Source organism: Delftia sp. PE138 (assembly GCF_018320755.1).
GTDB classification, from domain to species: domain Bacteria; phylum Pseudomonadota; class Gammaproteobacteria; order Burkholderiales; family Burkholderiaceae_C; genus Comamonas; species Comamonas tsuruhatensis.
The window spans coordinates 234,342-260,003 of sequence record NZ_JABEPN010000007.1 but is presented as its reverse complement, the minus strand read 5'-3'; the positions used below and the strand labels follow the sequence as shown (position 1 = coordinate 260,003).

The 25,662-nt window shown below is 67.5% G+C and carries 24 protein-coding genes; 11 read left to right on the top strand and 13 right to left on the bottom strand.

Annotated elements, in window-relative coordinates; translation table 11 throughout:
* Positions 1-6 precede the first annotated feature (6 nt).
* Complete coding sequence (locus HFGMBDPB_RS22740) at positions 7-453, bottom strand: hypothetical protein (protein ID WP_370671610.1); 447 nt, start codon at positions 451-453, stop codon at positions 7-9.
* A 286-nt stretch (positions 454-739) separates the two neighbouring features.
* Here HFGMBDPB_RS22740 and HFGMBDPB_RS22735 point away from each other — a divergent pair, with 286 nt between their 5' ends.
* Entirely contained in the window at positions 740-1,360 is a 621-nt protein-coding gene (locus tag HFGMBDPB_RS22735) for a hypothetical protein (RefSeq protein ID WP_043822641.1), read from the top strand.
* Between the two features lie 35 nt (positions 1,361-1,395).
* On the opposite strand, the gene HFGMBDPB_RS22730 is transcribed toward HFGMBDPB_RS22735, so the two are convergent.
* Positions 1,396-2,331, bottom strand: a complete 936-nt coding sequence (locus tag HFGMBDPB_RS22730; RefSeq protein ID WP_071955294.1) for a LysR family transcriptional regulator — start codon at positions 2,329-2,331, stop codon at positions 1,396-1,398.
* Positions 2,332-2,463: 132 nt separating this feature from the next.
* Here HFGMBDPB_RS22730 and HFGMBDPB_RS22725 point away from each other — a divergent pair, with 132 nt between their 5' ends.
* The 3 genes from HFGMBDPB_RS22725 to HFGMBDPB_RS22715 all read left to right on the top strand — a co-directional run bounded on the left by HFGMBDPB_RS22725 (position 2,464) and on the right by HFGMBDPB_RS22715 (position 5,578).
* Positions 2,464-3,450 (top strand): alpha/beta hydrolase, encoded by a 987-nt coding sequence (locus tag HFGMBDPB_RS22725; protein WP_212646319.1) that lies wholly within the window; start codon positions 2,464-2,466, stop codon positions 3,448-3,450.
* 57 nt (positions 3,451-3,507) lie between these two features.
* Positions 3,508-4,512: a tripartite tricarboxylate transporter substrate binding protein BugE gene (locus tag HFGMBDPB_RS22720; protein WP_212646318.1), complete on the top strand. Its 1,005-nt coding sequence runs from the start codon at positions 3,508-3,510 to the stop codon at positions 4,510-4,512.
* Positions 4,513-4,663: 151 nt separating this feature from the next.
* Complete coding sequence (locus tag HFGMBDPB_RS22715; RefSeq protein ID WP_016448094.1) at positions 4,664-5,578, top strand: LysR family transcriptional regulator; 915 nt, start codon at positions 4,664-4,666, stop codon at positions 5,576-5,578.
* Between the two features lie 27 nt (positions 5,579-5,605).
* Here HFGMBDPB_RS22715 and HFGMBDPB_RS22710 read toward each other — a convergent pair whose 3' ends face one another.
* From HFGMBDPB_RS22710 to HFGMBDPB_RS22700, 3 genes are read right to left on the bottom strand one after another with little or no spacing between them, the layout of a single operon-like run.
* Positions 5,606-6,583, bottom strand: a complete 978-nt coding sequence (locus HFGMBDPB_RS22710; protein WP_212646317.1) for a Bug family tripartite tricarboxylate transporter substrate binding protein — start codon at positions 6,581-6,583, stop codon at positions 5,606-5,608.
* Between the two features lie 33 nt (positions 6,584-6,616).
* Positions 6,617-8,122: an acyl-CoA synthetase gene (locus HFGMBDPB_RS22705; protein WP_212646316.1), complete on the bottom strand. Its 1,506-nt coding sequence runs from the start codon at positions 8,120-8,122 to the stop codon at positions 6,617-6,619.
* A complete protein-coding gene (locus HFGMBDPB_RS22700) occupies positions 8,119-9,024 on the bottom strand; it encodes an SDR family oxidoreductase (protein ID WP_212646315.1) in 906 nt (301 codons plus the stop codon). Before HFGMBDPB_RS22700 ends, HFGMBDPB_RS22705 begins: the two co-directional genes overlap by 4 nt.
* A gap of 345 nt (positions 9,025-9,369) precedes the next feature.
* Between HFGMBDPB_RS22700 and HFGMBDPB_RS22695 the strand changes: the two genes are divergently transcribed.
* A complete protein-coding gene (locus HFGMBDPB_RS22695; RefSeq protein WP_212646314.1) occupies positions 9,370-10,557 on the top strand; it encodes an IS481 family transposase in 1,188 nt (395 codons plus the stop codon).
* A gap of 257 nt (positions 10,558-10,814) precedes the next feature.
* Here HFGMBDPB_RS22695 and HFGMBDPB_RS22690 read toward each other — a convergent pair whose 3' ends face one another.
* Genes HFGMBDPB_RS22690 through HFGMBDPB_RS22680 form a run of 3 tightly spaced genes read right to left on the bottom strand, consistent with a single transcriptional unit; the run spans position 10,815 to position 15,804 of the window.
* On the bottom strand, positions 10,815-12,284 hold the full coding sequence (locus HFGMBDPB_RS22690; protein WP_212646313.1) for a c-type cytochrome: 1,470 nt from the start codon (positions 12,282-12,284) through the stop codon (positions 10,815-10,817).
* A 5-nt stretch (positions 12,285-12,289) separates the two neighbouring features.
* On the bottom strand, positions 12,290-12,886 hold the full coding sequence (locus HFGMBDPB_RS22685; protein ID WP_046988347.1) for a (2Fe-2S)-binding protein: 597 nt from the start codon (positions 12,884-12,886) through the stop codon (positions 12,290-12,292).
* Entirely contained in the window at positions 12,883-15,804 is a 2,922-nt protein-coding gene (locus HFGMBDPB_RS22680) for a xanthine dehydrogenase family protein molybdopterin-binding subunit (protein ID WP_212646312.1), read from the bottom strand. Before HFGMBDPB_RS22680 ends, HFGMBDPB_RS22685 begins: the two co-directional genes overlap by 4 nt.
* A 433-nt stretch (positions 15,805-16,237) precedes the next feature.
* Between HFGMBDPB_RS22680 and HFGMBDPB_RS22675 the strand changes: the two genes are divergently transcribed.
* The 5 genes from HFGMBDPB_RS22675 (at position 16,238) to HFGMBDPB_RS22655 (ending at position 20,474) form a co-directional block, all read left to right on the top strand.
* Positions 16,238-17,284, top strand: a complete 1,047-nt coding sequence (locus HFGMBDPB_RS22675; RefSeq protein ID WP_212646311.1) for a methionine ABC transporter ATP-binding protein — start codon at positions 16,238-16,240, stop codon at positions 17,282-17,284.
* A gap of 3 nt (positions 17,285-17,287) precedes the next feature.
* Complete coding sequence (locus HFGMBDPB_RS22670) at positions 17,288-17,953, top strand: methionine ABC transporter permease (RefSeq protein ID WP_012205011.1); 666 nt, start codon at positions 17,288-17,290, stop codon at positions 17,951-17,953.
* Between the two features lie 79 nt (positions 17,954-18,032).
* Positions 18,033-18,842, top strand: a complete 810-nt coding sequence (locus tag HFGMBDPB_RS22665; RefSeq protein WP_212646310.1) for a MetQ/NlpA family ABC transporter substrate-binding protein — start codon at positions 18,033-18,035, stop codon at positions 18,840-18,842.
* Between the two features lie 4 nt (positions 18,843-18,846).
* Complete coding sequence (locus HFGMBDPB_RS22660) at positions 18,847-19,377, top strand: cupin domain-containing protein (protein WP_212646309.1); 531 nt, start codon at positions 18,847-18,849, stop codon at positions 19,375-19,377.
* On the top strand, positions 19,374-20,474 hold the full coding sequence (locus HFGMBDPB_RS22655) for a DUF6817 domain-containing protein (RefSeq protein WP_151020576.1): 1,101 nt from the start codon (positions 19,374-19,376) through the stop codon (positions 20,472-20,474). The genes HFGMBDPB_RS22660 and HFGMBDPB_RS22655 overlap by 4 nt, the downstream gene beginning before the upstream one ends.
* A gap of 59 nt (positions 20,475-20,533) precedes the next feature.
* On the opposite strand, the gene HFGMBDPB_RS22650 is transcribed toward HFGMBDPB_RS22655, so the two are convergent.
* Positions 20,534-21,577: a bile acid:sodium symporter family protein gene (locus tag HFGMBDPB_RS22650; RefSeq protein ID WP_047470770.1), complete on the bottom strand. Its 1,044-nt coding sequence runs from the start codon at positions 21,575-21,577 to the stop codon at positions 20,534-20,536.
* A gap of 118 nt (positions 21,578-21,695) precedes the next feature.
* Between HFGMBDPB_RS22650 and HFGMBDPB_RS22645 the strand changes: the two genes are divergently transcribed.
* The gene (locus HFGMBDPB_RS22645; RefSeq protein WP_212646308.1) at positions 21,696-22,610 is read left to right on the top strand and encodes a LysR family transcriptional regulator; all 915 of its coding nucleotides are present in this window, start codon (positions 21,696-21,698) and stop codon (positions 22,608-22,610) included.
* Between the two features lie 18 nt (positions 22,611-22,628).
* Here the strand turns inward: HFGMBDPB_RS22645 and HFGMBDPB_RS22640 are convergent, their stop codons facing one another.
* From HFGMBDPB_RS22640 to HFGMBDPB_RS22625, 4 genes are all read right to left on the bottom strand, one after another.
* Positions 22,629-23,033, bottom strand: a complete 405-nt coding sequence (locus tag HFGMBDPB_RS22640; protein ID WP_212646307.1) for a PIN domain-containing protein — start codon at positions 23,031-23,033, stop codon at positions 22,629-22,631.
* A gap of 9 nt (positions 23,034-23,042) precedes the next feature.
* A complete protein-coding gene (locus tag HFGMBDPB_RS22635; protein ID WP_212646306.1) occupies positions 23,043-23,273 on the bottom strand; it encodes a ribbon-helix-helix domain-containing protein in 231 nt (76 codons plus the stop codon).
* Between the two features lie 96 nt (positions 23,274-23,369).
* The gene (locus tag HFGMBDPB_RS22630) at positions 23,370-24,686 is read right to left on the bottom strand and encodes a D-tagatose-bisphosphate aldolase, class II, non-catalytic subunit (protein WP_212646305.1); all 1,317 of its coding nucleotides are present in this window, start codon (positions 24,684-24,686) and stop codon (positions 23,370-23,372) included.
* 4 nt (positions 24,687-24,690) lie between these two features.
* Positions 24,691-25,659, bottom strand: coding sequence for a tagatose kinase (locus HFGMBDPB_RS22625; protein ID WP_212646304.1), 969 nt, complete (start codon positions 25,657-25,659; stop codon positions 24,691-24,693).
* Positions 25,660-25,662: the final 3 nt, after the last annotated feature.

The window sequence follows — 25,662 nt, the reverse complement described above, 5'->3', positions numbered from 1 at the left end:
CAATCCTCACCCAAACAACCCCCCCTCATCCAACAACTCAAACGCCACCTCAGGCGTCCTCTCCATCCCCCGCCGAATCGCTGCAGGAATCGCTTGCCGCGTCTTGCTGCACAGCCCGCGCATGGGCAGGACCTCGATCTGTATGCCGCGCACGGTGCGCACTTCGCTGGCGCCGGGTTCGATGCGCACGCGGATGCCAAGCTGCTCATACATGCGCTGCTCCACATGGCGCAGGTCCTGCAGGCTGGTGATCTGCTCCAGCCGGTGTAGCAGGCGCTTTTCCTCTTCCCTGGTGAGTCGCAGGATGCGCTGGTCGGCCATGGAGTCGGCGAGCAGTGCGTCGTGCTCGCAGATGCAGGCGCCCGGAGGGCAGGGGACTCGGATCGGAATCTGAACGGGAAAGCTCATCGATGCCCAAGGAAGATCCGCCCCGGCCGGGACGGTGCAGGCCATGCTAGTTCAAGGCTGCAGCGGGGCCAAGGGGAAAGTCCTGGGCAGCTTCCATCTCTGCAATGTGGCTTGCCTGATGCCGCAGGATGCGGAGGGCGGGGCAGAGATTCGGTGTGTCTGCGAGGCCGAATGCAGGCTTTGAGAAGCAGCTGTTGGCAAGGTGATGAAGGGATGCAATCCGAAGTGGGAATCCGCATCGTCCATTGCGCGAATGATTCAAATGCAACTGATAAGATGCCCGCGCCCAAGTCGGGCATGAATGAATCAATTGAATAAGGGAGCGGAACACATGAAGAAGCTGATCATTGCAATGGCCGTTGCGCAGATGGCATTGGGCGTTGCCGCCGCACCTGTGGCCAATCGCGACAGTGCGATAAAGGCTTGCCTCAAGACATTCCCCGAAGCGGCTTCTCCCGTGGACGACAAGATGCGAACGTTTGCACAGGACGATCGCATCAATCTTGAGTTCAACTACATGGGCGCAAAGCTGGTGTGCTCCGTGGGCAAGACCAGTGCGGAGGTGGAAGAGGCCAGCGTGATGGGGCGCAAGTTCTCAAAGGCTGATTTGAAATCCTCGCAGGAAAAGCGCCAATCCAATGAACAGGCAGTTGGCCAGATCGCCGCTGGCAATTGGAAGAGCTTCGTGGCAAACGCGAAGATCAGTACATCCAAGAAGCTCCAGAATCCCCAGTCTGCACGCTTCAAGGACTTGTTTATCAGCAACGTGGATGAACAGCCCACGCTGTGCGGAAAAATTGATGGCAAGAATGAAGCCGGTGCCTATTCCGGCTATCGCGCTTTCTATTCGAATGCTGCCAGTACGCTGGTGGCCGCAGAGACTGGCCAAAGCCCGATGTTCAAGGCGATGGTGGATGAGTTCTGCAGCTCTAAATTCGCAGACGCTGAGTAACGTGAAGGTCGAACGCTACGGGTCAGACTGACTGCTCACGACTTCTGACTCCTCCCATAAAGATTCTCCAACCCCGCCCACACCCTGCGCGTGAGCGGCTTGCTCTGCGCTGCAGGCCGGCGGTACAGCCGCACGTTGATGGGCACGTCCTTGTCGGGCCCGGCCGCGCGGGCCAGGCGGCCATCGGTCAGGTCGGTCTTGACCAGGGTGAGCGGCAGCCAGGCCAGGCCCAGGCCCTGGTGGACCATGGCGTGCAGGGAGTCGGCGAGGTCGGCCTCGTAGACAGTGCGCAGGCGCGTGGTGTCGCACAGCTCGTGCAGGTGGCTGCGCAGGATCTTGCCCAGGGACATGCTTTGCGCGTAGTCCAGGTAGGGCACCAGCGGGCCGCCGCCGTGGGCGGGCAGAGCGTACTTGGGCAATTGGGGGACCAGGGGGATGCTGACGGGGATCAGCGTGTCCTGGCCCACGGGCAGCCAGGCCAGGTGGTGGCCCTGCAGGCTGCCTTCGATGGCGGGCTGGGCGTGGCACATGAGCAGGTCAACCTTGCCCTGCAGCAGCATTTCCACGCCGTAGTCCAGGCTGGTGGTGACCACTTTCCAGCACAGCTGGGGCATGGCCTGGTTGAGGGCGGTGATGATGCCCGGCAGGACGGTGTGCGACAGCGTGCGGCCGGCCGCGATGGTGATGGTTTCATCACGCGTGCGGTGGGGGCGCTGCAGCAGGCCGTGGGTTTGCTCCAGGATGCCCAGCACTTCATGGGCCGAGGCCAGCAGCGTCTTGCCGGCTGCCGTGAGCGTGGTGGACTGGTGGCCGCGCTCGACCAGGGGCGTGCCCGCCCATTCCTCCAGCGCGCGGATGCGGCGGCCGAAGGCAGGGTGGGTGATGTGGCGGCGCTCGGCGGCCTTGTAGAGGCTGCCGGTGTCGGCCAGGGCCTGCAGGTCCTGCAGCAGTTTGAGGTTGAGTTCGTGCATGGGTAGGGTGGGCGCAGGGCTGTGCTGATCCGGCACAGCCCCGCCGCAATCGGCACAGCACCAGGGCGGGGCATGCCTAGCATGGCGGCATGCGAGAGAAGCCCTGTTATGCCTGAAGTTTGCCTCAGGAAGATGCAAAGCCATTTCATTGGCGGTGCGCAGCGCACGGTGCGGGATCTGCCGATCCAGCACAGGGAAGTGGTGCGCAATGGCGGCGAGCGGCCGCTGGACATGAATGGCAGCTATGCCGTGGGCCAGATGTATGCCATGGAGTACCGGCTGGCGCGTCCGCGCAGCCCCCTGCCGGTGCTGCTGTGGCACGGCGGCGGCATGACCGGGGCGCAGTGGGAGTCCACGCCCGATGGGCGCCAGGGCTGGCTGTGGCGGCTGCTGGAGGCCGGCCATGACGTGGTGGTCTGCGATGCCGTGGAGCGCGGCCGCGCGGGCTGGGCGATGTTCCCCGAGATCTATGCCGAGGCGCCCGTGTTCCGCAGCGCCGAGGAGGCATGGACGCTGTTTCGCATAGGCCATGGCGCGCCTTCGGGCGACGGTGTGGGCGAGCCCTTCGTCGGCCAGCGGTTTCCGCATGAGAATTTTGATGCCCTGGTGCGTCAGATGGTGCCGCGCTGGCTGGGGCATGAGGCCATGGCCATGGCGGCCTATGACGCGCTGCTGGAGCAGTTCGGCCCCTGCGTGGTGATAGGCCACAGCCAGGGCGGTGGCTTTGCCGCGCATGCGGCCGTCCGCAAGCCGCACCTGGTGCGCGCCGTGGTGGGGGTGGAGCCTACGGGCATGCCGGTGGTGCAGCAGGAGCAACAGGGGCAACAGGGGCAACAGGGGCAACAGGGGCAGGAGGGGGCGGATGCCTTCGCGCCTGCCTCGGCCATCCCCCATCTGGCGGTGTGGGGCGACCATTTCGCGCACAGCCCGCAGTGGCAGAAGTACCGCGCGCAGACCGATGTGTATTGGCAGTTGCTGCGCCGCCTGGGCGGCCGCGCCGAGGTGCTGGACCTGCCGGCCGCAGGCATTACCGGCAATTCGCATTTCTGCATGCTGGACACCAATGGCGACGAGGTGCTGGGCCGGGTGCTGGCCTGGCTGGAGCGCCTGGGCCGATGACTTGCCAGTGACTGGCCGGTCCTGGTCCCGAAGAATTTCAACGAGGAGAAAAATCTCATGCAACGCCGCAATTTCATGATCCGCAGCCTGTCTGCAACCACGGCGGCCCTGGCCCTGGGCGCCCTGGCGCCCGCGCAGTCGGCCCTGGCGGCCGATGCCGGCTGGCCCACGGCCGAGCCCATCCGCCTGATCGTTCCGTTCCCGCCCGGCGGCACGGCCGATGTGGTGAACCGCCTGTTCGCGCAGCAGCTGGGCAAGGTGCTGGGCGCCTCGGTGATCGTGGAGAACAAGGCCGGTGCCGGTGGCTCGCTGGGCACGCGCTTCGTGGCCGATGCCAAGCCGGACGGCTATACGCTGCTGGGCGCCACCTCCAGCACGCACGGCACGAATCCGGCCGTCTACACCAAGCTGCCGTATGACGCGGTGAAGGATTTCACGCCCATCACCCAGGTGATCACGGTGCCGGGCGTGCTCAGCGTGCATCCCTCGGTCAAGGCGGCCAATCTGAAGGAGCTGGTTGCGCTGGCCAAGGCGCAGCCGGGCCATCTGTCGTATGCGTCCTCGGGCGCGGGCGGTCTGGGCCATCTGGCCATGGAGCTGTTCAAGGCCAAGGCGGGCGTGCAGATCATGCATGTGCCCTACCGTGGCGCGGGCCCGGCCTTCACCGATCTGATCGGCGGCCAGGTGTCCATGCTGTGGGAGCCGCTGCCGGCCTCGCTGCCGCACATCAAGTCCGGCAAGATCCGCCCGCTGGCCGTGGCCACGGCCCAGCGCAGCAGCGAGTTGCCCGACGTGCCGACCTTTGCAGAGTCCGGCGTGCCCGGCTACGCCGTGCAGGCCTGGAACGGCCTGCTGGCACCCAAGGGCCTGTCCAAGGACATCCGCGACAAGCTGCACAAGGCCAGCGTGCAGGCCCTGGCCGATCCGCAACTGCGCCAGCGCCTGGCAGAGCTGGGCGGCACGGTGGTGGCCAATACGCCGGAGCAGTTCGGCGCGGTGATCCTCAAGGATGTGACGACCTGGAAGCAGGTGGCCGCTTCGTCGCAGATCAGCCTGGACTGATGCGGCGGGCACCGGGGAAAGCCCTGTGTCCCGGCGCCCACGGGGGGCGGGGCCAGGCGTCGTGACGGTGCCATAGTCCGGGGGTGGCGGTCCGGGCGCGTTGCCTGCGGCCGCGAACAAGGCGGACCGCCTGACCTGCCGCTCTCAAGCCATGGACATCAACCTCATCCGCAATTTCGTAGAGATCGTGGACGCGCGAAGCCTCAGCGCTGCGGCGCGCAAGCGCGACATCACGCGCTCCAAGGTGAGCAAGGAGCTCAAGGCGCTGGAGACGGCGCTGGGCGTGACCCTGCTGCACCGCACGACGCGCAGCTTTTTGCTGACGGCGGCGGGCGAGGTGCTGTACGAGCACGGGCGCAGCATCATCCAGGAGGTGGAGGCGGCGCAGGGCGCCATCGACGCGCTGCAGCATGTGGTGACGGGCTCGGTGCGGCTGAGCATTCCCACGGGCCTGGGCGAGCTGTACTTGGCCGACATGCTGCTGGCCTTCCAGAAACGGCACCCGCAGGTGCGCATCCGCGTGCTGTTCTCCAACCGGGTGAGCGATCCCATGAGCGCCCAGGTGGATGTGGCCGTGCGCGTGGCGCGCGACGTGCAGGAACACCTGGTGGCGCGCGACCTGGGGCCGGTGGGCTTTGGCCTGTATGCCAGCAGCGCCTATGCCAAGGCGCGGCCGTTCCACGACCCTGCCGAGATTCCCCACGGCGTGCTGCTGACGCCGCCCGGCGACGGCAAGACCTATGCCGTCTCGGTGAAAAAGGGGCAGCAGGAGATTGCGCTCAAGTGCGAGCCCTGCATCACCAGCGAGCATTTCCCCTTTCTCAAGCAGTCCATGCTCCGGGGAAGCGGCGTGGCCACCTTGCCCAACTACATGGTGATGGACGAGCTGCGATCGGGCGCCGTGCAGCGCGTGTGCCCGGACTGGACGGTGTCCGGCCTGGGCGACCGGCTGTACATCATCACGGCCGAGGACCGGCGGCCCTCGCATGCCGTCAAGGTGATGACCGAGTTCCTCAGGGCCAGCCTGCTGCGCTTCGTGGAGCAGGCCGAGGTGTCCGGCCCTTAGGTCCTTAGTTCATCACCTTTTCGGTCTTCAGTTCTCCAGCGCAATCGCGTTGTCCGCGATCACCTTGCGCCACATCTGGCCGTCAGCGGCCAGGAAGTCGTCTAGCTGGGCCTGGGTCTGGGGCTTTCTGGCGGCCAGGGTCTGGTTGCCCAGGGCGCTTGCGAACTTGGGGTTGAGCATGACCTTGTTGACGGCGGCCTGCAGGGTGTTGCGCGCGTCCGCTGGCGTGCCTGCGGGCACGGCAATGCCGAACCAGGTGGAGGCCCTGAAGCCCGGCACGCCCGATTCGGCAATGGTGGGCGTCTGCGGCAGGAACTGCGAGCGCTCGGGCCCGGTGGTGGCAATGGCCACCAGCTTGCCGGCCTTGATGTGGGGCAGGGAGGTGCCGGCCACGTCCACCATGAGCTGGGTGTCGTTGGCCATGAGGGCGGTGAGGGCCGGGGCGCTGCCGTTGAAGGGGATGTGGGTGGCGGCCACGTCCAGGCGGGACTTGATCAGCTCGGTGGTCAGCTGCAGCGGGTTGCCCAGGCCGACCGAGCTGTAGTTGAGCTTGCCCGCGTGGGCCTTGGAGTAGGCCTTGAGGTCGGCCACGTTTTTGATGCCGGTCTGGCTGTTGGTGACCAGCACCAGCGGGGCCTCGGCCAGGATGTTGGTGAGCTTCAGCTCCCGGTCGGGGTTGTAGCTGAGCTTCTTGTAGAGCAGGGGGTTGAGCACCATGCTGGCATTGCTGGCCAGCAGCAGGGTGTAGCCGTCGGCCGGCGAGCGCGCCACGGCCGAGGCGGCAATCATGGTATTGGCGCCCGGCCGGTTCTCCACGACCACGGACTGCTTGAGCTCCGTGGACAGGTGCGTGGCCAGGGTGCGGGCCAGCACGTCGACCGAGCCGCCCGGCGCATACGGGGCGATGAGCTTGATGGGCTTGCTGGGGTAGTCGGACTGGGCGAACCCGGGGGCTGCGGCTGCGGTGGCCGCAGCGGCAAGCAGCAATGCGATGGCCTTGTTCATGCGTTGTCTCCTTCTCTTTCGGTGTTGGCGGGTTCAGATCTTGCGCTGCGTCGCGCCCCAGTGGGCGTCGCGCAGCTTTCTTTTGGCGATCTTTCCGTTGTCGTCGCGGGGCAGGCGCTGGAAGACGAAGCTGCGCGGCAGCTTGTAGGCCGCCAGCCGGCCGCGCAGCCATTCTTTCAGTTCGGCCTCGGGCAGTGTGCCTGACTGGCCGGGCTCGACCAGGGCCAGCAGCCGTTCGCCGTACTCGGCATCGGGCACGCCGATGACGGCGCAGTCTGCTATGCCGGGGTGCTTGAGCAGCTCGTTCTCTATCTCGGCCGGGTAGATGTTCACGCCGCCGGAGATCACCATGTCCGAGTCGCGGTCGCAGACGTAGAGAAAGCCTTCTTCGTCCAGGTAGCCCATGTCGCCCAGGGTGATCAGGCCGCCCTGGTCCATCTTGCGGCGGGCCTCTTCGTTGCCCTTGTAGGTGAAGTCGGCATAGGCGGGCTGGCGCACGTAGATCAGGCCCACCTCGCCCGTGGGCAGCGCCTGGCCCTGCCTGTCGAGGATGCGGACTTCGGCATCCTGCAGCGGCAGGCCCGCGCTGCCCGGGTGGGTGAGGGCGTCGGCCGAGCCGATGAAGGTGACCAGGCCCGATTCGCTGGAGGCATAGGTCTCGTTGATGATGGGCCCCATCCACTCGATCATGGCCTTCTTGACCTCGGGCGCGCAGGGCGAGCCGGTGGAGGCGATGAAGCGCAGCGAGGAAATGTCGTAGCGCTCGCGCACCTCGCGCGGCAGCCGGAGCAGGCGCACGTACATGATGGGCACCATGTACGCGGTGTCGATGCGGTGCTCCTGCACTAGCTGCAGGAAGCGCTCGGGGTCGAAGCGCTGCTCCAGCACCACCAGCTCGCTGAGCATGAGCGCGTTCTGGAAGTACAGGCTGGGCGCGCTGTGGTAGATGGGCGCGGTCAGCAGGGTGCGCGCGCCGGGCTGCAGGCCGTAGGCGGTGGCGATCAGCGCCTGGTTCACGGCCAGGCGCCGGGGCAATTCTTCCACGGGAAACGCCTTGCGCAGCACGCCCTTGGGGCGGCCCGTGGTGCCCGATGTATAGGCCATGTGGCCGCGCGGCGCGACCAGCGGGCCGTCGTAGGGTGCCTGGGCGGCCAGCCAGGTTTCGTAGTCCTGCTCCGGCTCGCGTGCGTGGGCGACGCGCCGGGGCAGGTCCGCATAGAGTTCGCCCTTGAGGCCGTCGAGCAGGTCCTGGCTGGTGATGAGGGCGCGGGCGCCGCTGTCGGCCAGGATGTAGTCGATCTCCGTGGCCGTGAAATGCCAGTTGATGGGGCAGTAGTAGATGCCCGCAATGCGGCAGGCATGGACCACGTCGGCGTATTCGATGCCGTTGCGCAGGAAGACGGCCAGCACGTCGCCTTCGGCCAGGCCCAGGCTGCGCAGGCCCTGGGCCAGCTGGCGGCCGCGCTGCTGCTGGGCGGCCCCGGTCAGCGTGCGCTGTTCGAAGACCAGGGTGGAATGGGGCGTGGCGGCGTTGCTCATGTGGGCGTGGCCTCCTGCTCCCCATCGTTGACGTTGGGCTGGTTGCCGGCCTTGGCCATCTGCCGGGCGCGCGCCCAGTCGGCATCGTCCCAGGCCTGGTATTCGGTGAAGTAGGCGCCGTTGGCCAGGGCGTCGCCGCCGTCCAGCGTGATGGTCTGGCCGTTGAGCCAGGTGTTGCCCGGGGCCAGGATGAAGGCGGCCATGTTGCCGATGTCCTCGCCCGTGCCCAGGCGGCGCGTGGGGTTGTCCAGGCGGCGGCGGTCGGCCGAGTCCTCGTTGCCGTCGATCCTGGGGCGCAGGCGCTGGCTGGCGCCCTGGGTGGGAATCACGCCCGGTGCAATCGCGTTGAACCGTATGCGCTTGGGACCCCATTCCACGGCCAGCGATTTGGTCATGGCGTCCAGCCCGGCCTTGGACATGGCCGAGGGCACGACGAAGGGCGAGCCCGTGTCCACCCAGGTGACGACGATGGACAGCACCGAGCCCGGCAGCCCTTCGGCGATCCAGCGGCGGCCCACGGCCTGGGTGACGTAGAAGGTGCCCCGAAAGACGATGTCCGATATGGCATGGAAGCCGTTGATGCTCAGGTCCTCGGTGCGGCTGACGAAGTTGCCGGCCGCGTTGTTGACCAGGCTCGTCAGCGGGCCGTGTTCGGCCCAGATGCGGTCGATGACGGCGTGCACGGCCTCGGGCTGGCGAATGTCGAGTTCATGCGCAAAGGCCTGCGCGCCCGTGTCGTTGTTCAGCATCTCGCAGGCCTGCTGCACCACGGAATGCCGCCGGCCGCACAGGTGCAGCTCGGCACCCAGCTCCGCCAGCTTGGCCGCCATGGCCAGGCCCAGCCCCGTGCCGCCCCCGGTGATCAGGACGCGCTGGCCCTGGAATAGATTGGCTTCGAACATGCTTGTCTCCTTTTGCTTTCACTCTAGGGAGACAGGGGCGGCTGGCAAAGGAGGGTGGTGGAACGCGGTTGGTTCCGTGGTGGAAACAATGGGCTTGTGTTTTGGGGCTGTGACCGCGGCTTGTCAGCGAGTGCAGGGGGCTCATTTCCCCCTGCCAGGTGGTTGTTTTTCGAGGCCGGGTCTCGGCCCGGCAGCCGACGGCCCTTTCTTGATTCGCCAAGAAAGGTCAGATCAAAGAAGGCGACCGGTACGACTCACACTCATAGGTGACACATCAGTACAAGGACATGGGTAACAGATCCAAGCTTGGCAGCTGTAGCCAACAGCAGCCAAGGAGCGATCACCATGCCCTGGAAGGAGTGCGCACCCATGGACGAGAAACTGCTCTTCATAGCCGACCATCTGCGCAGTGGCGTGCCGCTGAGCGAGCTGTGCAGGCGCTACGGCATCAGCCGCAAGACGGCCTACAAGTGGGTTGAGCGTTACCGCCAACTGGGCATGGATGGATTGCAAGAACGCAGTCGCAGGCCCCACGGGAACAATCAGGCGATCAGCTATGCACAGCGCCGGGCCATCATTGAGCTGCGCACGCAGCAAAGGTCACAGATGGGGCCCAAGAAGCTGCACGCTTTGCTCCTGCAGCGTTGGGGCCCACAGGAGACACCCAGCAAAACCACCATCTACAACGTGCTGAAGGCAGAGGGGCTTGTTTGCAGCAGGCGTGTACGCAGACGCTCGGTGCCTACGGCCCAGCCCTTGCGAACGAGCAAGCAGCCCAATGGGGTGTGGAGTGCAGACTACAAAGGCCAGTTCAAGACAGCCGATGGTCACTGGTGCTATCCATTGACCATCATGGACCACGCCAGCCGCTATTTGCTGGCCGTGCATGTCTACGACAGCCCCAACTACGAGGATGCCAAACGCAGCTTTGAACAGGTGTTTCGGCAATACGGACTGCCCGAGCGCATACGCAGTGACAACGGTCCGCCGTTCGCGACTACTGGCGTGGCGGGCCTGTCACGCCTGGCGATATGGTGGATAAGGCTGGGCATCAGGCCGGAGCCCATCGAGAGGGGCAAGCCACAGCAAAACGGTCGCCACGAGCGGATGCACCGCACGCTCAAGCATGCCCTGGGCAAAGAGCCTGCGGCGGACAAAGCGGCATTGCAGATGCAGCTCGATGCCTTTGTGGAGCACTACAACCAGCAGCGCCCGCATGAGGCCTTGCAGCAAAGCATGCCGGCCCAGCACTACAGCGACTCGGTCAGGCCATACCCCTCAAAGCTACCGGAGCTGGAGTATCCGAAGCATTGGGAAAGGGTTCGGGTCAGCCACAACGGCTTGATTTACTGGCGAGCGCTGCGGATCTACATAGGCTACCTGCTGGCGGGGCAGTGGATCGGGATGCAGGAGGTGGCTGCTGGCCAGTGGGATGTGTATCTGGGGCCGGTGCGACTGGGCTGCTTCAACGAAGAGGATGTGCGAGGACCCCAGAAGGACTATGTGAGCTTGAAGTGTTACCCATGTCTGTGAGCTGAGTTGTTACCCATGTCCTTGACACGTACAACCCGGATGTCTGCGACCCCTTCGCTTCGCTGCGGGGCAACCTGCGTCGTGGCGGTTGCGGGGTTCGCTGCGGAACTCGCTGCGTTCACTGCGTGAACTTCGCTCAGACAACCGCAGCGAGTCAGTTGACGAAGCAGTCCTGTCCTTCGGCAGGACTGCAACCCCGCAACCGCCACGCCGCAGGCGCAGGCATACGGGTTGGGCTCCTTAGAACAGCCGGTGTTTCACGGCGCAGCCTTGTGCCCTGACTTTCCGGCTGCGCTGCGCAGGTCGGCCACCTGGGCGGCGGTCACATCGGCAGGCTGGCCGCCCAGGGCCGTGCGGGTGTAGTTGGCCAGGGCGGCGACTTCGCCATCGGTCAGCTCCTGCATGAAGCCGGGCATGCCGGGCAGGGGCGTGGGGCCCTGCTGGGTGGCCGGGTGCTTGGGCAGGCCGACGAGGATGGCCAGCACCAGGTTGCGGGCGTCGGCCTGGCGCACGGTGCTGTTGCCCTTGAGCGGGGGCATGGTGAGGCTGCGGCCCAGGCCTTCGCTGCCGTGGCAGCTGGCGCACAGCGCCATGTAGTGGCCCCGGCCTGCGTCCAGCGTGCCCGCGCCGTTGCCGGCGCCATTGCCCGCGCTGTTGCCGGTGCCGGAATCCGGGGGCGCGGCGGCCGGCAGGGGCTGGGGCGCGGGCGGGTTGTCGCCCAGCAGGAAGGTGGACAGCGCCGTCATGTCCTCGGCCGTGAGGTACCGGGTGCTGTTGGCGATGACCTCGTGCATTTCATCGAAGGCGCTGCCGTGGGCCGAGAAGCCCGTCTGCAGGAACTGGGCCATGCCCTCGCGCGTCCAGCCGCGTGCGGCCAGGGCTTCTGCGGTGATGCCGGGGGCCGTGAACAGCGACAGCGTGCCGCCCTGCAGCCAGCGGTCCTTCTGCATCTGGCCGAACATGCCGCGCGGCGTGTGGCATTCGGCGCAGTGGCCCATGACATTGCCCAGGTACTGCCCGCGCAGCCAGGCCGGGCTCTGGCCCTGCGAGCCCACGGGCAGCGGCGCACTGGACAGGAACAGCGTCTTCCAGCCGAACATGAGCACGCGCAGGTTGAAGGGGAAGGGCAGGGCGGGCTTGGTGTTGGGCTGGGCCACGGGCCGGATGTTCATCAGGTAGCCGTAGATCAGGTCCGAGTCTTCGCGGCTCATCAGGTGGTAGGAGGCATAGGGCATGGCCGGGTAGAGCTGGCGCCCGCCCGGCGCCGTGCCGCGGGTGACGGCGGCGTGGAATTCTTCGGCCGTCCAGCGGCCTATGCCGTGGTCCGGGTCGGGGGTGATGTTGGTGCCGTAGAGGGTACCGAAGGGCGTGGGCAGGGGCTTGCCGCCCGCAAAGGGCTGGCCCTCCCGGGCGCCACCCATGCCACCCACCCCGTCATGGCAGGCCATGCAGTCGGCGGCGCGCGCCAGGTACAGGCCCTGGGCCAGCTGCTGGGGGCTGCGGTGCACGGCCTGCGGCTCGCGCTGGGGCACATGGGGCCGGTTGCCCCAGACAGCGGCAATGGCAAACAGCACGGCCAGCAGCAGGAGGATGAGCAGCAGCCCGCGCCAGCGGCGCCTGGGCCTGCGCGGTGGCGGGGGGCGGGCACCGCTGTAGTCGGCAGGTGGCGCGGCGGTGGCGGCGGTGGCACCGGTGGGGGTGGCTGCGCTGGGGTCGGCGGCGGACATGGCGCTCATCCTTTCAAGGTCAGCCCGGGCGTGTTCAGGACCAGGTCCTTCACGGCCGCGTAGTAGCGCACATAGCCGGTGCAGCGGCACAGGTGGGGCTGCAGCGCCTCGCCCACGACCTGCTCCACATCGGCCGCGCGGATGGGCGCCTTGGCCAGGCGCTCGACCAGCACCGTGGCCGCGATGACGAAGCCCGGCGTGCAGTAGCCGCACTGGAAGCTGAAATGCTCCAGGTACTTTTGCTGCACGGGGCTGATGGCGATGACCTTGCGCGGCTGGCCCGAGGTACCCGAGGCGCCCGGGGCTGATGGGGGCGCGGTGTCCGCGCCGGCCGGGTCGGCAATGCCTTCGATGGTGCGGACCTTGCGGCCCTGGAAGTAGTGGGCGCCGGTGATGCAGGTGCGCATTTCGCGGCTGCCCTCGGGACCGTCCACGATGATGGTGCAGGCCCGGCATTCGCCGATGCCGCAGCCCAGGCGCGAGCCGGTGAGGTTCAGGTATTCGTGCAGGAAGTCGATCATGGGCATGCCTTCGGGCACGTCCATGGGGCCGACGGTCTGGCCGTTGACGGTCAGCGACAAGGGGCGCGGGACAAGGCTCATGGTGCGAGTGCCTCCCTGATCTTTTGCGGGGTCACGGGCAGGTCGTGGAAGCGCTTGCCTATGGCGTGGTGCAGTCCGTTGACGATGGCGGCGACGATGGGAATCATCACCACCTCGGCAATGCCCTTGGGTGGATCGGTGTCGGACAGCGGGGGCAGCAGCTCGGCCGTCTGCTTCCAGACCGCCACCTCGCTGCCGCGCGGCAGGTGGTAGCGGTGGAAGTTCCAGTTGCCGTCGCCGGGGCCGCCCTCGTACAGCGGCATGGTTTCGTACAGCGCATGGCCTATGCCCATGGCGATGCCGCCTTCGAGCTGGCCGTGCACCAGCTCGGGCACGATGGGCCGCCCGCATTCCATGATGGAGTGGTGGGCCAGCAGCTCGACCGCGCCCGTGCCCGTGTCCACCGCCAGCTCGACCAGGGCCGCATTGGCGCTGTAGTAGGTGACGCCCGCGTTGTTGCGCTGCATGGGCGGATAGAACAGGTTGCGCCGCGCAATCATGCGGTAGCCGGCGGCGCTGCGCCGCGCGGTGACAGAGGCCTCGACAGGCGTGGCCGCCTGCGGTGTGTCGGTGGTGTCAGGGGCAGGCGTGACGGCGCCAGCATCGGGCGCGCTGCCCAGGCGCACGGCCAGCGCGTCCAGCGGCCGGCGCGCGCTGGTGCCCAGGATGTCGAAGTCCGCCTCGGCCCATTGCCAGCGGTTGAAGGTATGGCCCACGGCGCCCGTGACCAGCTGCATGGCATGGGCCTTCTGGGCCAGGGCCTGCAGGGACAGCGGCTGCATGCCGTTGGCCGTGAGCATGCCGTTGACCCAGCGCGCATCCTCGCGGCGCACCACGTAGGGCGCCTTCTGGCCGCCGCCCGTGCCCTGGCTCCAGATGGCGACGGCGGCCGGCCACAGGCCGTGCTCGAAGACCACGCGCGCCGTCTCGCTGGTGGCGTGGCTGTAGTAGTAGGCCGAGTTGCTGGCGCTGGCCGGCGAGGCGTAGACCGGCGTCCACAGCGGCCGGGTGGCGAAGCGGTCCTGGTCGGCCTGGGGCATGGTGTAGTTGTCGCCCTCGGCCTTGAGCGGCAGCTCCGGCCAGTCCAGGCAGGCGGTCTGCAGCTCGTCGGCGGGCTTGCCGAACCATTGCACGCACAGCTGGGCCTGCGAGGTGCCCATGCCCGTGCCGATCTCGGTGCCCGAGTGGTGCAGCAGCACGCGGCCCTGGGGCGATATCTCGATGCGGGCGAAGGCCGCCTCGCCGCCCGTGCCGAAGTCTTTTTGCACGCAGGCAAAGCCCACGCCGTAGCGCTGGCCGGGGTGGCTGGCCTCGTAGGCGGTCTTGCGCTTGGCGCGCTCGGTCCACAGCGGATGGCGGCGGGCGCGCTCCAGCACCTCGTCGGCGCGCAGGGCGCCAGCGGCAATGGCGCCCTGGGTGTTCTTGGCGCCCGAGGTCAGCACGTTGCGCAGGCGCAGCTCGATGGGGTCGATCTGCAGCAGTTCGGCGATTTCGTCCACCATCATTTCGGTGGCCGCCATGCTCTGCAGCGTGCCGTAGCCGCGTGCCGAGCCCGCGTCCAGCGCGCGGCTGGCCAGGGCCACGGCGGTGATGTCGTTCTTGGGAAAGTAGTAGATGGACTGCGCCGCCGTGCCGCCCACCATGGCGACCGAGGGCGAGAAGTTGGCCCGGCCGCCGCCATTGGCCGTCATGTTGGCCACCAGGCTCTGGAAGAGGCCGGTCTTCCTGTCGATGGCCATGGTGTAGTCGATCTCGAAGGCATGGCGCTTGAGCGAGGACTGGAACTGCTCGAACCGGTCATTGGCCAGGCGCACGGGCTTGCCGTCCGCATACAGCGCGCAGACCAGGCCGTAGTAGGGCATGGGCGCGTGGTCCTTGGAGCCGTAGCCCACCGTGTAGCACGGGTGCACGAAAAGGCGCTTGAGCGGGAACCTGCTGGCCTGCACCATCTGCGCTGCCCATTCGGCCACTTCGTGCGGCGATTGCGTGGCCAGCACCATGTGCAGGCTTTGCGTGGCCGCGTCATACCAGCAGTTGGCGTTGTCGGGCTCCAGCGCGGCCGTGTCCACCGATTGCGTGGCGTAGTGGCGCTGCAGCACCAGCCAGTCGGCCGGCGGCGTGGCCAGCTCCTGGGCGATCTGCTCGGCCGCGCGCAGGCCGCGTGCCGTGACCGCGGCGGCCTTGGAGATCTGCGGCCAGACCAGCGGCTTGCGCTCGGCGGGGAACAGCGGGGCATCGCGCAGGCTGGAGAACACGTCGTCGTCAAAGGCCGTGGCACCGCCCTGGCGCACATAGCGGAACACGCCCCAGGGCGGACGGTCCAGCGCGCCCGTGATGCGGCCGTAGCGGATGACGCCGGCCGTGGCCTGCAGCCTTTCCTTGGCAAAGCGAAAGCGCGCGAAGTCGTGGTAGATGAGGATGGCCACGGCCTGGCCCAGGTAGGCGGGGGTCTTGCCTGCGGGCAGCAGCATGTCTTCGCCATAGAACTCGGGAAAGGCCAGGCCGTCGCGCACCAGGTCCTCGGCGGTGACCACGCGGTCGGGCGCCAGCTCGCCGTCCAGGGAAGACAGGTCCATGCCGTCGAACAGCCGGTCGGCCAGCGTGGTGCGCACGATGAAGGCATGGGATTGCTGCTGGGGCCAGTGCGGCATGTCGCGGGCGCGGATGTCGCGGGCGAAGACCTTGGCGCCCATGACCTTGGAGCGGCCATCGAGCCGCATGCGCGGCAGCTGCGTGGCCGGCTCGCGGGCCACGCTGCCCAGGACGCGGTCTTCAAAGAGGGCTGCATAGGCCTGGCTGGCCAGCGGCGCCACCCAGACGCTGACGCCTGCGATGCTGGCGGCCTGCAGAAAGCCGCGCCGCGACAAGGGAGCCGCGCCGGCCTGGCTGCCGGCGCCGGAGTGTTGTTCTGGGCGCATGGCGCTCTTCTCCTGTGGGGTTGAGCCCACTGTAGGAGGGCGCATGCCGCGCGGCCTGTCAGCAAAGGCTGCTTCTGGCGTCAGTGCGGCGGCAGCGGCGGGTGCTTGCCATCGTCAAAAGCAGGAGCGGGCCAGGGCCACCAGGCCGCGACGGCAGCGTGCCGGCCGCACTGTCAATCAGACGCCGCCGCAAGAAGGGCCTTGCCGCAGTGCTCCGTGGCGCCGCGCATAGCCCGGCAGGGCCAGGGCGTGTCCACATTCAGGCATAGTTGAGGGTTGTGCAGAAAGTAGTGAAGTCCTGGGCATAACCGGAGCTTCTTATTACTTTATTTTTTTATAGTTTGCGTTTTTATACGCACAACCTATATTTGCTCCCACTTCCCAACAATGCGCAGCGGCGTCCCCAGGCCGTCCTGCGCCGCGGCGTTTTTTCATGATCGAGATTCGGGATCTTTCCCTGACCTACAAGGGCCCCACCGGGCCCGTCCATGCCTTGCGGGGCATCAACCTGCAGATCGAGTCGGGCGAGGTGTTCGGCATCATCGGCCGCAGCGGCGCGGGCAAAAGCTCGCTGGTGCGCTGCCTGAACCTGCTCAACCGCCCGACCTCGGGCCAGGTGCTGGTGGGCGGCTGTGACCTGATGCAGCTCAGCGATGCCGAGCTGCGCACGGCGCGCCGCGACATCGGCATGGTGTTCCAGCATTTCAACCTGCTGTCCTCGCGCACGGTGTTCGACAACGCCGCGCTGCCGCTGGAGCTGGCGGGCATGTCGGCCGACGACATCAAGAAGCGCGTGGACCCGCTGCTGGACCTGGTGGGCCTGAGCGCGCTGCGCGACCGCTATCCGGCGCAGATCTCGGGCGGGCAAAAGCAGCGCGTGGGCATTGCGCGCGCGCTGGCCAGCCACCCCAAGGTGCTGCTGTCGGACGAAGCCACCTCGGCCCTGGACCCCGAGACCACGCGCTCCATCCTGGACCTGCTGCGCAAGGTCAACCGCGAGCTGGGCCTGACCGTGGTGCTGATCACGCACCAGATGCAGGTGATCAAGCAGATCGCCGACCGCGTGGCCGTGATCGACGGCGGCGAGATTGCCGAGCTGGGCCCCGTGATCGACGTGTTCACGCGCCCGCAGCAGGCCATCACGCGCAGCCTGATCGACGAGATCGTGCCCCAGCAACTGCCCGAGTCGGTGGCCGTGCGCGTGAACGCGCTGGCCGCCCAGCTGGCGCCCGGCCAGCAAGGCCGGCTGCTACGCCTGTCGTATGCGGGCGAGAGCGCCTACCAGCCCATCCTGTCGCACCTGATCCGCGAGCTGGGGCTGGACCTGTCCATCCTGCATGGGCAGATCGACGAGATCCAGGAGCAGACCTTCGGCTCGCTGGCTGTCTTCGCCAGCGGCGACGCGGCAAAGATCGATGCAGCCGTGGACCATCTGCGCGCCACCGGCGTGCAGGTGCAGATCGTTTCCACCAGGGATTGAGCGATGTTTGAGAATTTTTCGGAAATGATGCTGGAGCTGTTCGTCAGCTCGCTGTGGGAGACCATCATCATGGTTGGCGTCTCGGGCCTGGTGGGCGGCCTGATCGGCATTCCCCTGGGCGTGTTCCTGCGCCTGACCGACCACGGCGGCGTGCTGCAGAACGGCCCGGCCAACAAGATCGTGGGCTGGATCGTCAATGCCCTGCGCTCCACGCCCTTCATCATCCTTTTGGTCGCCATCATCCCGCTGACGCGTCTGATCACGGGCTCGTCCATCGGCACCTGGGCGGCCGTGGTGCCGCTGACCATTGCGGCAGCCCCCTTCGTGGCGCGCCTGGTGGAGACCGCGCTGCGCGAGGTGGACAACGGCCTGGTGGAAGCGGCCCAGTCCATGGGCGCCACCACGGGCCAGATCGTCTGGAAGATCCTGCTGCCCGAGGCGCTGCCCGGCATCGTGGCGGGCCTGACCATCAGCTTCGTGAGCCTGACCGGCTACTCGGCCATGGCCGGCGCCATTGGCGGCGGCGGCCTGGGCGACCTGGGCATCCGCTACGGCTACCAGCGCTTTTTGCCCGACGTGATGCTGGCCGTGGTCATCATCCTGATCTTCTTCGTGCAGGCCATCCAGAGCCTGGGCGACTGGGCGGTGCGCAGGTTGAGCCACCGCTGATCCACACACCCCGGCGGCCGGTGCGGCTGGCGTGGCCGGGGCGGCAAGCTGCCGCGAGATTGTCTGAAAGAGGGATTCCATGAAAAAGCGCGCATTGCTTCAATCGCTGGCCCTGGCCGCCGTCCTGCCCCTGGCGGGAATGGCCGCGCTGCCTGCCCATGCGGCCGACGGCTCGGTCACCATCGGCGTGACCTCGGGCCCGCATGCCCAGATCGCCGAGGTGGCCAGGAAGGTGGCCGAGAAGAACGGCCTCAAGGTGAAGCTGGTCGAGTTCGGCGACTTCATCCAGCCCAATGCGGCGCTGTCGCAGGGTGAGCTGGATGCCAACATCTACCAGCACCAGCCCTTCATGGACGCCCAGAACAAGGACCGCGGCTACAAGCTCGTGCCCGTGGCCCGTGCGGTCAACCAGCAGATGGGCGTGTACTCCAAGAAGATCAAAAGCCTGGCCGACCTCAAGAGCGGTGCGCGCGTGGGCATCCCCAACGACCCCACCAATGGCTCTCGCGCACTGATGGTGCTGGCCGCGCAAAAGCTGATCGAACTGAAGACCGGCGCGGGCGCCCGTGCCTCGGTGCTGGACATCACGGCCAATCCGAAGAAGCTGAGGTTCGTCGAGCTGGAGGCCGCCCAGCTGGCGCGCTCGCTGGACGATCTGGACGCCGCCGCCGTCAACAGCAGCTACGCCGTGGCCGCAGGCCTGTCGCCGCAAAGGGATTCGCTGGCGCTGGAAGCCACGGACACGCCGTACGTGACCGTGCTGATCGCCACGCGCGCCGGCCATGAGAAGGACGCGGGCCTGCAGGCCTTCGTCAAGGCCTACCAGTCGCCCGAGGTGCGCCAGTTCATCGACACGCAGTTCAAGGGCGCCTACACGGCGGCCTGGTAAGACTATGGGCGCCCTCGCATCCCACCGGGTTTCCGACGCGGATTTCGTGGCCGCCATCGGCGTGCAATGGCAGCGCCGCCCGCTGGCGCCCGAGCCCGGCCTGGCCGCGCTGCTGGCGCAGGCCCAACTGGACGATGGCGGCAAGGCCACCGTGGTCCAGGCCGTGGGCATGCTGGTGGTGGACGAATGCGTGGCCCATGGCTACCACAGCATGGACCTGGTCGTGCTGCACCCAGGCACCCCGGGCCTGGACGAGGCGCTGGAGCGCTTCGACAAGCCCCACACCCATGCCGATGACGAGGTGCGCTACATCCTCGAAGGCGAAGGCCTGTTCGGCTTTTTTGATGCCCACGGCGAAGAGCGCGTGCTGCGCGTGCAGCCCGGCGACTACCTGCGCATACCGGCCGGCGTGGAGCACCGCTTCACGCTGACCGCCACGCGGCGCATCAAGGCGCTGCGCCTGTTCGCCGATACGGCGGGCTGGGTGGCGCAATATACCCAGCGGCCTGCCGCTGCCATGGAGGTGCCTGCATGAGCCTGCCTGTCCCGACACTGTTCCAGACACTTGACGAGGCGCTGTTCACGCGCGCCCAGGACCTGCTCGACGAGGAATGGCTGCGCAGGGATGCCGACCTCGCCCCCGTGCTGCCCGTGGTGCTGGCGCGCGGCGTGGGCCAGGACTGGCACAAGGCCGGCACCTTCCGCCACCACCTGGCGGGCGTGGCCCGTTCGCTGGCGCTGTGGCGCCAGCCGCGCGACGTGCGCCTGCTGGGCCTGCTGCACAGCGTCTACGGCAACGCCTTCGTAGACCTGGTCAAGTTCGATGCGGGCAGCGAGCGCGGCCGCCTGCGCGAGCTGGTGGGCGAGGGCGCCGAGCACCTGGTCTACCTGTTCTGCACCATGAGCCGCACGCAGTTCATGCAGAAGATCCTGGCCGGCGACCTGGCCGAAGACGGCTCCATGGCGCTGGAATCCGCCGGCCGCAGCCAGCGCCTGAGCGCCTATGAGGTGGCGGCCTTCACCATCGTGAGCATGGCCGATGCCATGGAGCAGTGGTTCAGCTGGCAGGAAGACATCTATTCGCAGTTTCCGCAGGTGCAGAACCAGCGGCAGCAGGGCGTGCACTGGGCGGCCTCGCTGTGGCCCGGTCCCATGCGGCCTGCCAGCCGCATGCTCAGCCAGATCAGCGACCTGGGCCGTGCGCTGCAGCACCCGGCGCTGCGCGCCCAGCTGCCGCTGCCGCCGGTGTTCGACCATTGCAGCCGGCAGCTGTCGCCCGGCGACGAGGCCGCTGCCGTGTCGCTGTACTGGTCGGTGATCCAGCTGGACCAGCCGCTGGTGGACCTGGACGCCGCCACGGCCGTGCTGGAAAGCGCCGTGCGCCTGAACCCCTGGGTGGGCGAGCCGCAGATGGTGCTGGCCCAGCTCTACCTGTCTGCCGGCCGCGCCGACGACGCCGCGCGCGCAGCCACCAGCGCGCTGCAGTGCTTCAGCGGCTGGGGCAATGCCTGGGACAAGCGCGTGCAGTGGGACGCCTGGATCGCCTGGACGCGCATCCTGCTGCAGTCGGCGCAGCAGGGAAGCTGGCCCGAGCGTCTGGACAAGCTCAACAACCTGGCCCTGAAGGGCTGAGATGCAAAAAAGCCTGGCGCGAGAGCCAGGCTTTTTCGTTGTGGGAGCGCGCCCGTGCCTTATTTGGCCGGCGCCGTTTCGGCCTTGGCGGCCGGCGCAGCGCTGGCGGGCACGGCGCCATCCTCGATCGCCTCGGGGTGCATGGGCCGGCGTGCATAGCGCTGGGCCAGCACGGCGCAGACCATGAGCTGCAGCTGGTGGAAGATCATCAGCGGCAGCACGATGGCGCCCACGGCGCTGGACTCGAACAGCACCTTGGCCATGGGCACGCCGCTGACCAGGCTCTTCTTGGAGCCGCAGAACACCAGGGTGATCTCGTCCTCCTTGGAAAAGCCCAGGCGGCGCGCCGTCCATGACGTGATGACCAGCACCAGGGCCAGCAGTATGGACGACAGCAGCAGCAGGCCCAGCAGCGCGGGCAGGGGCGTCTGCTGCCACAGGCCGCTGATGACGGCGGCGCTGAAGGCCGTGTACACCACCAGCAGGATGGAGCCCTGGTCCACGAACTTCACGCGCTTGGCATGGCGCGAGATGAAGCCGCCGATCACGGGCCGCAGCAGATGGCCCAGCACAAAGGGCAGCAGCAGCTGCAGCGCAATCTTGCCGATGGCCTGCAGCGCGTCGCCCCCTTCGGCGCTCTTGTGCAGCAGCATGCTGACCAGGATGGGCGTGATCACGATGCCCATCAGCGTGGAGGCCGATGCGCTGCACACGGCGGCGGGCATGTTGCCGCGCGCCATGGCCGTGAAGGCGATGGCCGACTGCACCGTGGCCGGCAGCGTGCACAGGAAGAGCACGCCCATGTACATCTCGGGCGTGACCAGGGGCTCGAGCACGGGGCGCAGCGCCCAGCCCAGCAGGGGAAAGAGCACGAAGGTGGCGGCAAAGATGGTCAGGTGCAGGCGCCAGTGGCCTATGCCGGCAAAGATGGCCTCGCGCGAGAGCTTGGCGCCGTGCAGGAAGAACAGCAGGCTGACCATGAGCGTGGTCGCCACCTCCAGCCATTGCGAGACGGCGCCCGAGGCGGGCAGGAAGCTGGCCAGTGCCACGGTGGACAGCAGCATCAGCGTGAAATTGTCAGGGGCGAAGCGGGGGCGTGCCATGGGAAAACTCTCTCCAACTAACTATCGGTTCGTGCAGCCAGGCTGCAAGGCCCCGATTGGACGCCACGGCCATTGAAAAGAGAAATGGATTTATCTGATGGTTTTATAATTTTTCCGTATGAATATCAGCCTGCGCCAGCTGCGCGCCTTCCTGGCCGTGGCGGAAAGCCGCAACTTCAGCCGCGCGGGCGAGCTGATGGCGCTGACCCAGCCTGCCGTCAGCCGCAATGTCACCGAGCTGGAGCAGGCCCTGGGCGTGCAGCTCTTGCACCGCACCACGCGCGAGGTGGAGCTGACCGACGCCGGCCGCCTGCTGCAAGGCCATGCCACGCGCGTTCTGGATGCGCTGGATGAATGCCTGCTCGAAGTCAGCGGCCTGGCCACCCAGCGCCTGGGCAAGGTGCGCGTGGCCAGCAGCCCCACCCTGTCGGCGCATCTGATGCCGCGCTGCATTGCGCGCTGCCGCGAGCAGGCGCCGGGCATCGAACTGCTGCTGCTGGACCGCATCCAGAGCGATGTGCTGCAAAGCGTGCGCAGCGGCGAGGTGGACTTCGGCGTGGTCATCGACCCGCAGGGCCGCGATGACCTGTACTGCGAAACCATACTCAGTGAACCGTTCTGCCTGGTCTGCCCGTCCACGCACCGGCTGGCCCGCAAGCGCCAGGTGGCCTGGAGCGACCTGGCCGGCCAGCCGCTGGTACTGCTGGACCACGCCTCGGGCAGCCGCCGCCTGATCGACGCCGCGCTGCAGGCCCACGACGCCGAGGCCGCCGTGGTGCAGGAAGTCGGCCACACCACCACCATCTTCTGCATGCTCCAGGCGGGCCTGGGCCTGAGCGTGGTGCCGGAACTGGCCGTGCCGCAGGCATGGCGAATTCCCGCGAGTGGCGCCGCCCCCGACGCCCTCGCCAGCCGCCCCCTGCTGCCGCGCGTGCAGCGCGACATCATGCTGGTGCGCCGCCGCCAACGCGAACTGTCGCCCGTGGCGCAAAGCGTGTGGGATTTGATCAGGGGGGAGGCGGCGCGCCTGTGAGGCTGTGGTGGGCGAGGATCAATCCATGTGCCAGTTCAGGCACTGCAAGTCGGGCACACGAGAAAACTCCCGGATATTGCGGGTGACCAGCGCTGCCTGATGGCGCAATGCAGTTGCTGCGATCAAGGTGTCGTGCAGTCCTATCGGCATGCCCTTGGCCTCCAGCGCTGCGCGTAAGCGGGCGGCATGAGTCGCGCATTCGCTGTCGAATACCAGCAACTGCATGGGGCGCAGGAGTTGCACCAATGCCTCAAGACGGGGCGCGGAGGCGGCTGGTGGCAAGCGTTGCAGTCCATAACGCAGCTCGTACTCCACGATGGCCGGTACGCCGATGTCGGTGGGGCGCAAAGCCTGCAGGCGAGGCACTACCTGCGGGTCTCCGCGAAAGTAGTAGCTGATGGTGTTGCTGTCGAGGATCAGCATGGCCGCATGTCAATAGCCGACTCGAGGCACATCGGTGGCAACTGGAGCGTTATGTTCGTTCGCAAGAGGGAAATCGGCGAAGCGACCTGCCAGCTCAATGCAATCCTGAGGCCATTCATGCGCTGCGTACTTGCGAATGATCTCGGCGACCCAGCGGCTCTTGGACATGCCATTGGCTCTGGCCGCCTCTTCCACCAGAGCTTGGGTGGTGTCGTCCAAATAGAGTGTGATTTGCGACATGGCAGCTACTCCTTGAGCGGGGGAACGGGTTTAAAAAGTATATGTGCAAACATAATTGCCCAGTTCAAGACCCAGTTCCCCTACGGGGCTGGCACATCACACAACACCCCCACAGGCCGCCGCATACGGCCGTATCGCCTCGCGCACGCGGTCCAGCACCAGTGCGTGGGGCGAGGGGGCCAGCCGCCCGGCGCGCACGGCCTGGTATTGGGCTGGGAGGAACTGGCTGAGCATGTTCTCGGGCAGGGTGCAGGCGGACAGGTTGTCCAGTAGCCGCACCACGGCGGCGTTCACCGTGGGGTCGGCCCAGTAGTAGCGGATGCGGTCGCTGTAGCTGTAGATGCGCAGCAGCCTTTGGGCGCCGGGATCGGGCTGCTCGCCGCGGTAGTAGCGCTCCCAGTTGGCGGGGCGGCCCAGCATGGCCGACTCCAGCACGGCGGGCAGGTGGGAGCGCTGGGGTGCATCCACGAGCTGCTCCTCGATGGCGGCCAGCGCGAACAGCGCCTCGCGCAGCGCAAAAGTGGCGCCGGGCCCGACCTTGAGGATGGCAAAGCCGTCCTGCACCAGCTGGCGCAGGGCCTCGGGCCGCTGGTAGTCGGTGGAGTGGGCCTCGAAGACCAGTTGCGGATGCTGGCGCAGCAACTGCCGGAGGTCGGCTGCCCCGGCTGGCGCGTAGTCCACCACGCGCGTGTGATCGAACTCCACGCCCGGCTGCACCACCAGCGCGATGATGCGCGGCCAGACAGCGTCCAGCCCCTGCTGCGCGAAGACGTCGCGGTGCACCTGCAGCGTGCGCTGGGCGTCGGCGCGCGCGGTGACTTCCACATGCTCCAGCGCATGCGCGGCGCCACCGGGCACGGGGACTTCGGTGCCGATCACGTAGGCCGGGCCGGGCGCGGGGCAGGTGCTGGCCTGCTCGGCCGCCTGGCAGAGCAGTGCGGCGCGGCGGGCCACGGTTTCGTCGTCCAGCGCCTGGGGGTCGTCTGCGCAGGCCATGCTGGCGTCCAGGTGCAGCTTCACGAAGCCGGCCGCCGCATAGGCGTGTACCAGGTCCTGCGCCAGTTCCATGGCCTCGGCGGCAGGCAGATGCGTCCACGCCGTGGGGCCCAGGTGGTCGCCGCCCAGCAGCACGCGGTCTGGCGGCAGGCCGCAGCGGTCGGCAATGGCCAGCACGAAACGGCGAAAGTCGGCGGGCTGCATGCCGGTGTAGCCGCCGAACTGGTTGACCTGGTTGGCGGTGGCTTCCACGAGCAGCGGCGTGCCGTCGTCCAGCGCCTGGTGCATGGCCGCCTCGATGACCAGGGGATGGGCCGAGCAGATGGAGTAGATGCCGAGTGCGCCGTTCGCGCCGCCAGCGGCTGCTGGCGCCTGCCCGCAGCGTGACTGTGCCAGACGGGTGAGGTGGGTGAGCATGGTTTCAGCCCTCCATCACCGCATGCCGCAGGTGCTGCGGCTGTTGTGCCAGCAGCGCGTCGAGCCCGGCAAAGCCGGATGTGCCCTCCATCGGCCCCTTGCTGGAGACGGCCAGCGCGCCGGCCGCATTGGCGTAGCGCAGCGATTGCAGCGCGGTCTTGCCCAGGCGCCGGCAGGCGATGAAGGTGGCGCCAAAGCAGTCGCCCGCACCCGTGGGGTCGGCCACGTCCACGGCAAGGGCGTCGAGGTCGATGCGCTCGTCGGCACTGAAGTAGCTGCAGCCGTCGGCGCCGCGCTTGACCACGATTTCGCGCACGCCGCGCGCGAAGATCTCGGCGATGGCGCCGGCCTCGTCGGCCGAGCGGGCCAGCTGCGTGACCTCGTGGCCGCTGGGCAGGAAGATGTCGGTGAACTCCAGGATGTAGGCCAGGGCTTCGCGCATTTCGGGGATGCGCAGCATCTCCTTGCGCACGTTCGGGTCGAAGGACACGGTGCCGCCCTGGGCCTTGACGATCTCGATGGCCTTCTTCATGGCATCGATGATGCGAAACGAGAACAGCGACGAGCCCATGACGTGGAAATGCGCGCAGTCCTTGAGCACGGCCTGGTTGACCTGCTCGGGCTGCAGCTGGGCCGAGGCGCTGTTGGTGATGTTGAAGATGAAGTCGCGCTCGCCGCTGTCGCGGTAGGTGACGAAGGCGCTGCCCGTGACGGCGTTCTGGCACACGGCGATGGCGCTGGTGTCCACGCCGTCGCGGCGCAGGCGGTCGATGTTGAGCCAGCCAAAATCATCATCGCCCACGCAGCCGATGATGGCGGCCGGATGCCCCAGCCGGGCCACCTGGTCGATGAAGATGGCGGGCGCCCCGCTGGCATAGGGCCCGGTCAGCGGCCCCGGCGCGCGAAAGCTCTGGCCTTTTCGCTCGGCCATGATTTCGACGAGGATCTCGCCCATGGTCATGATGGATTGCATGCT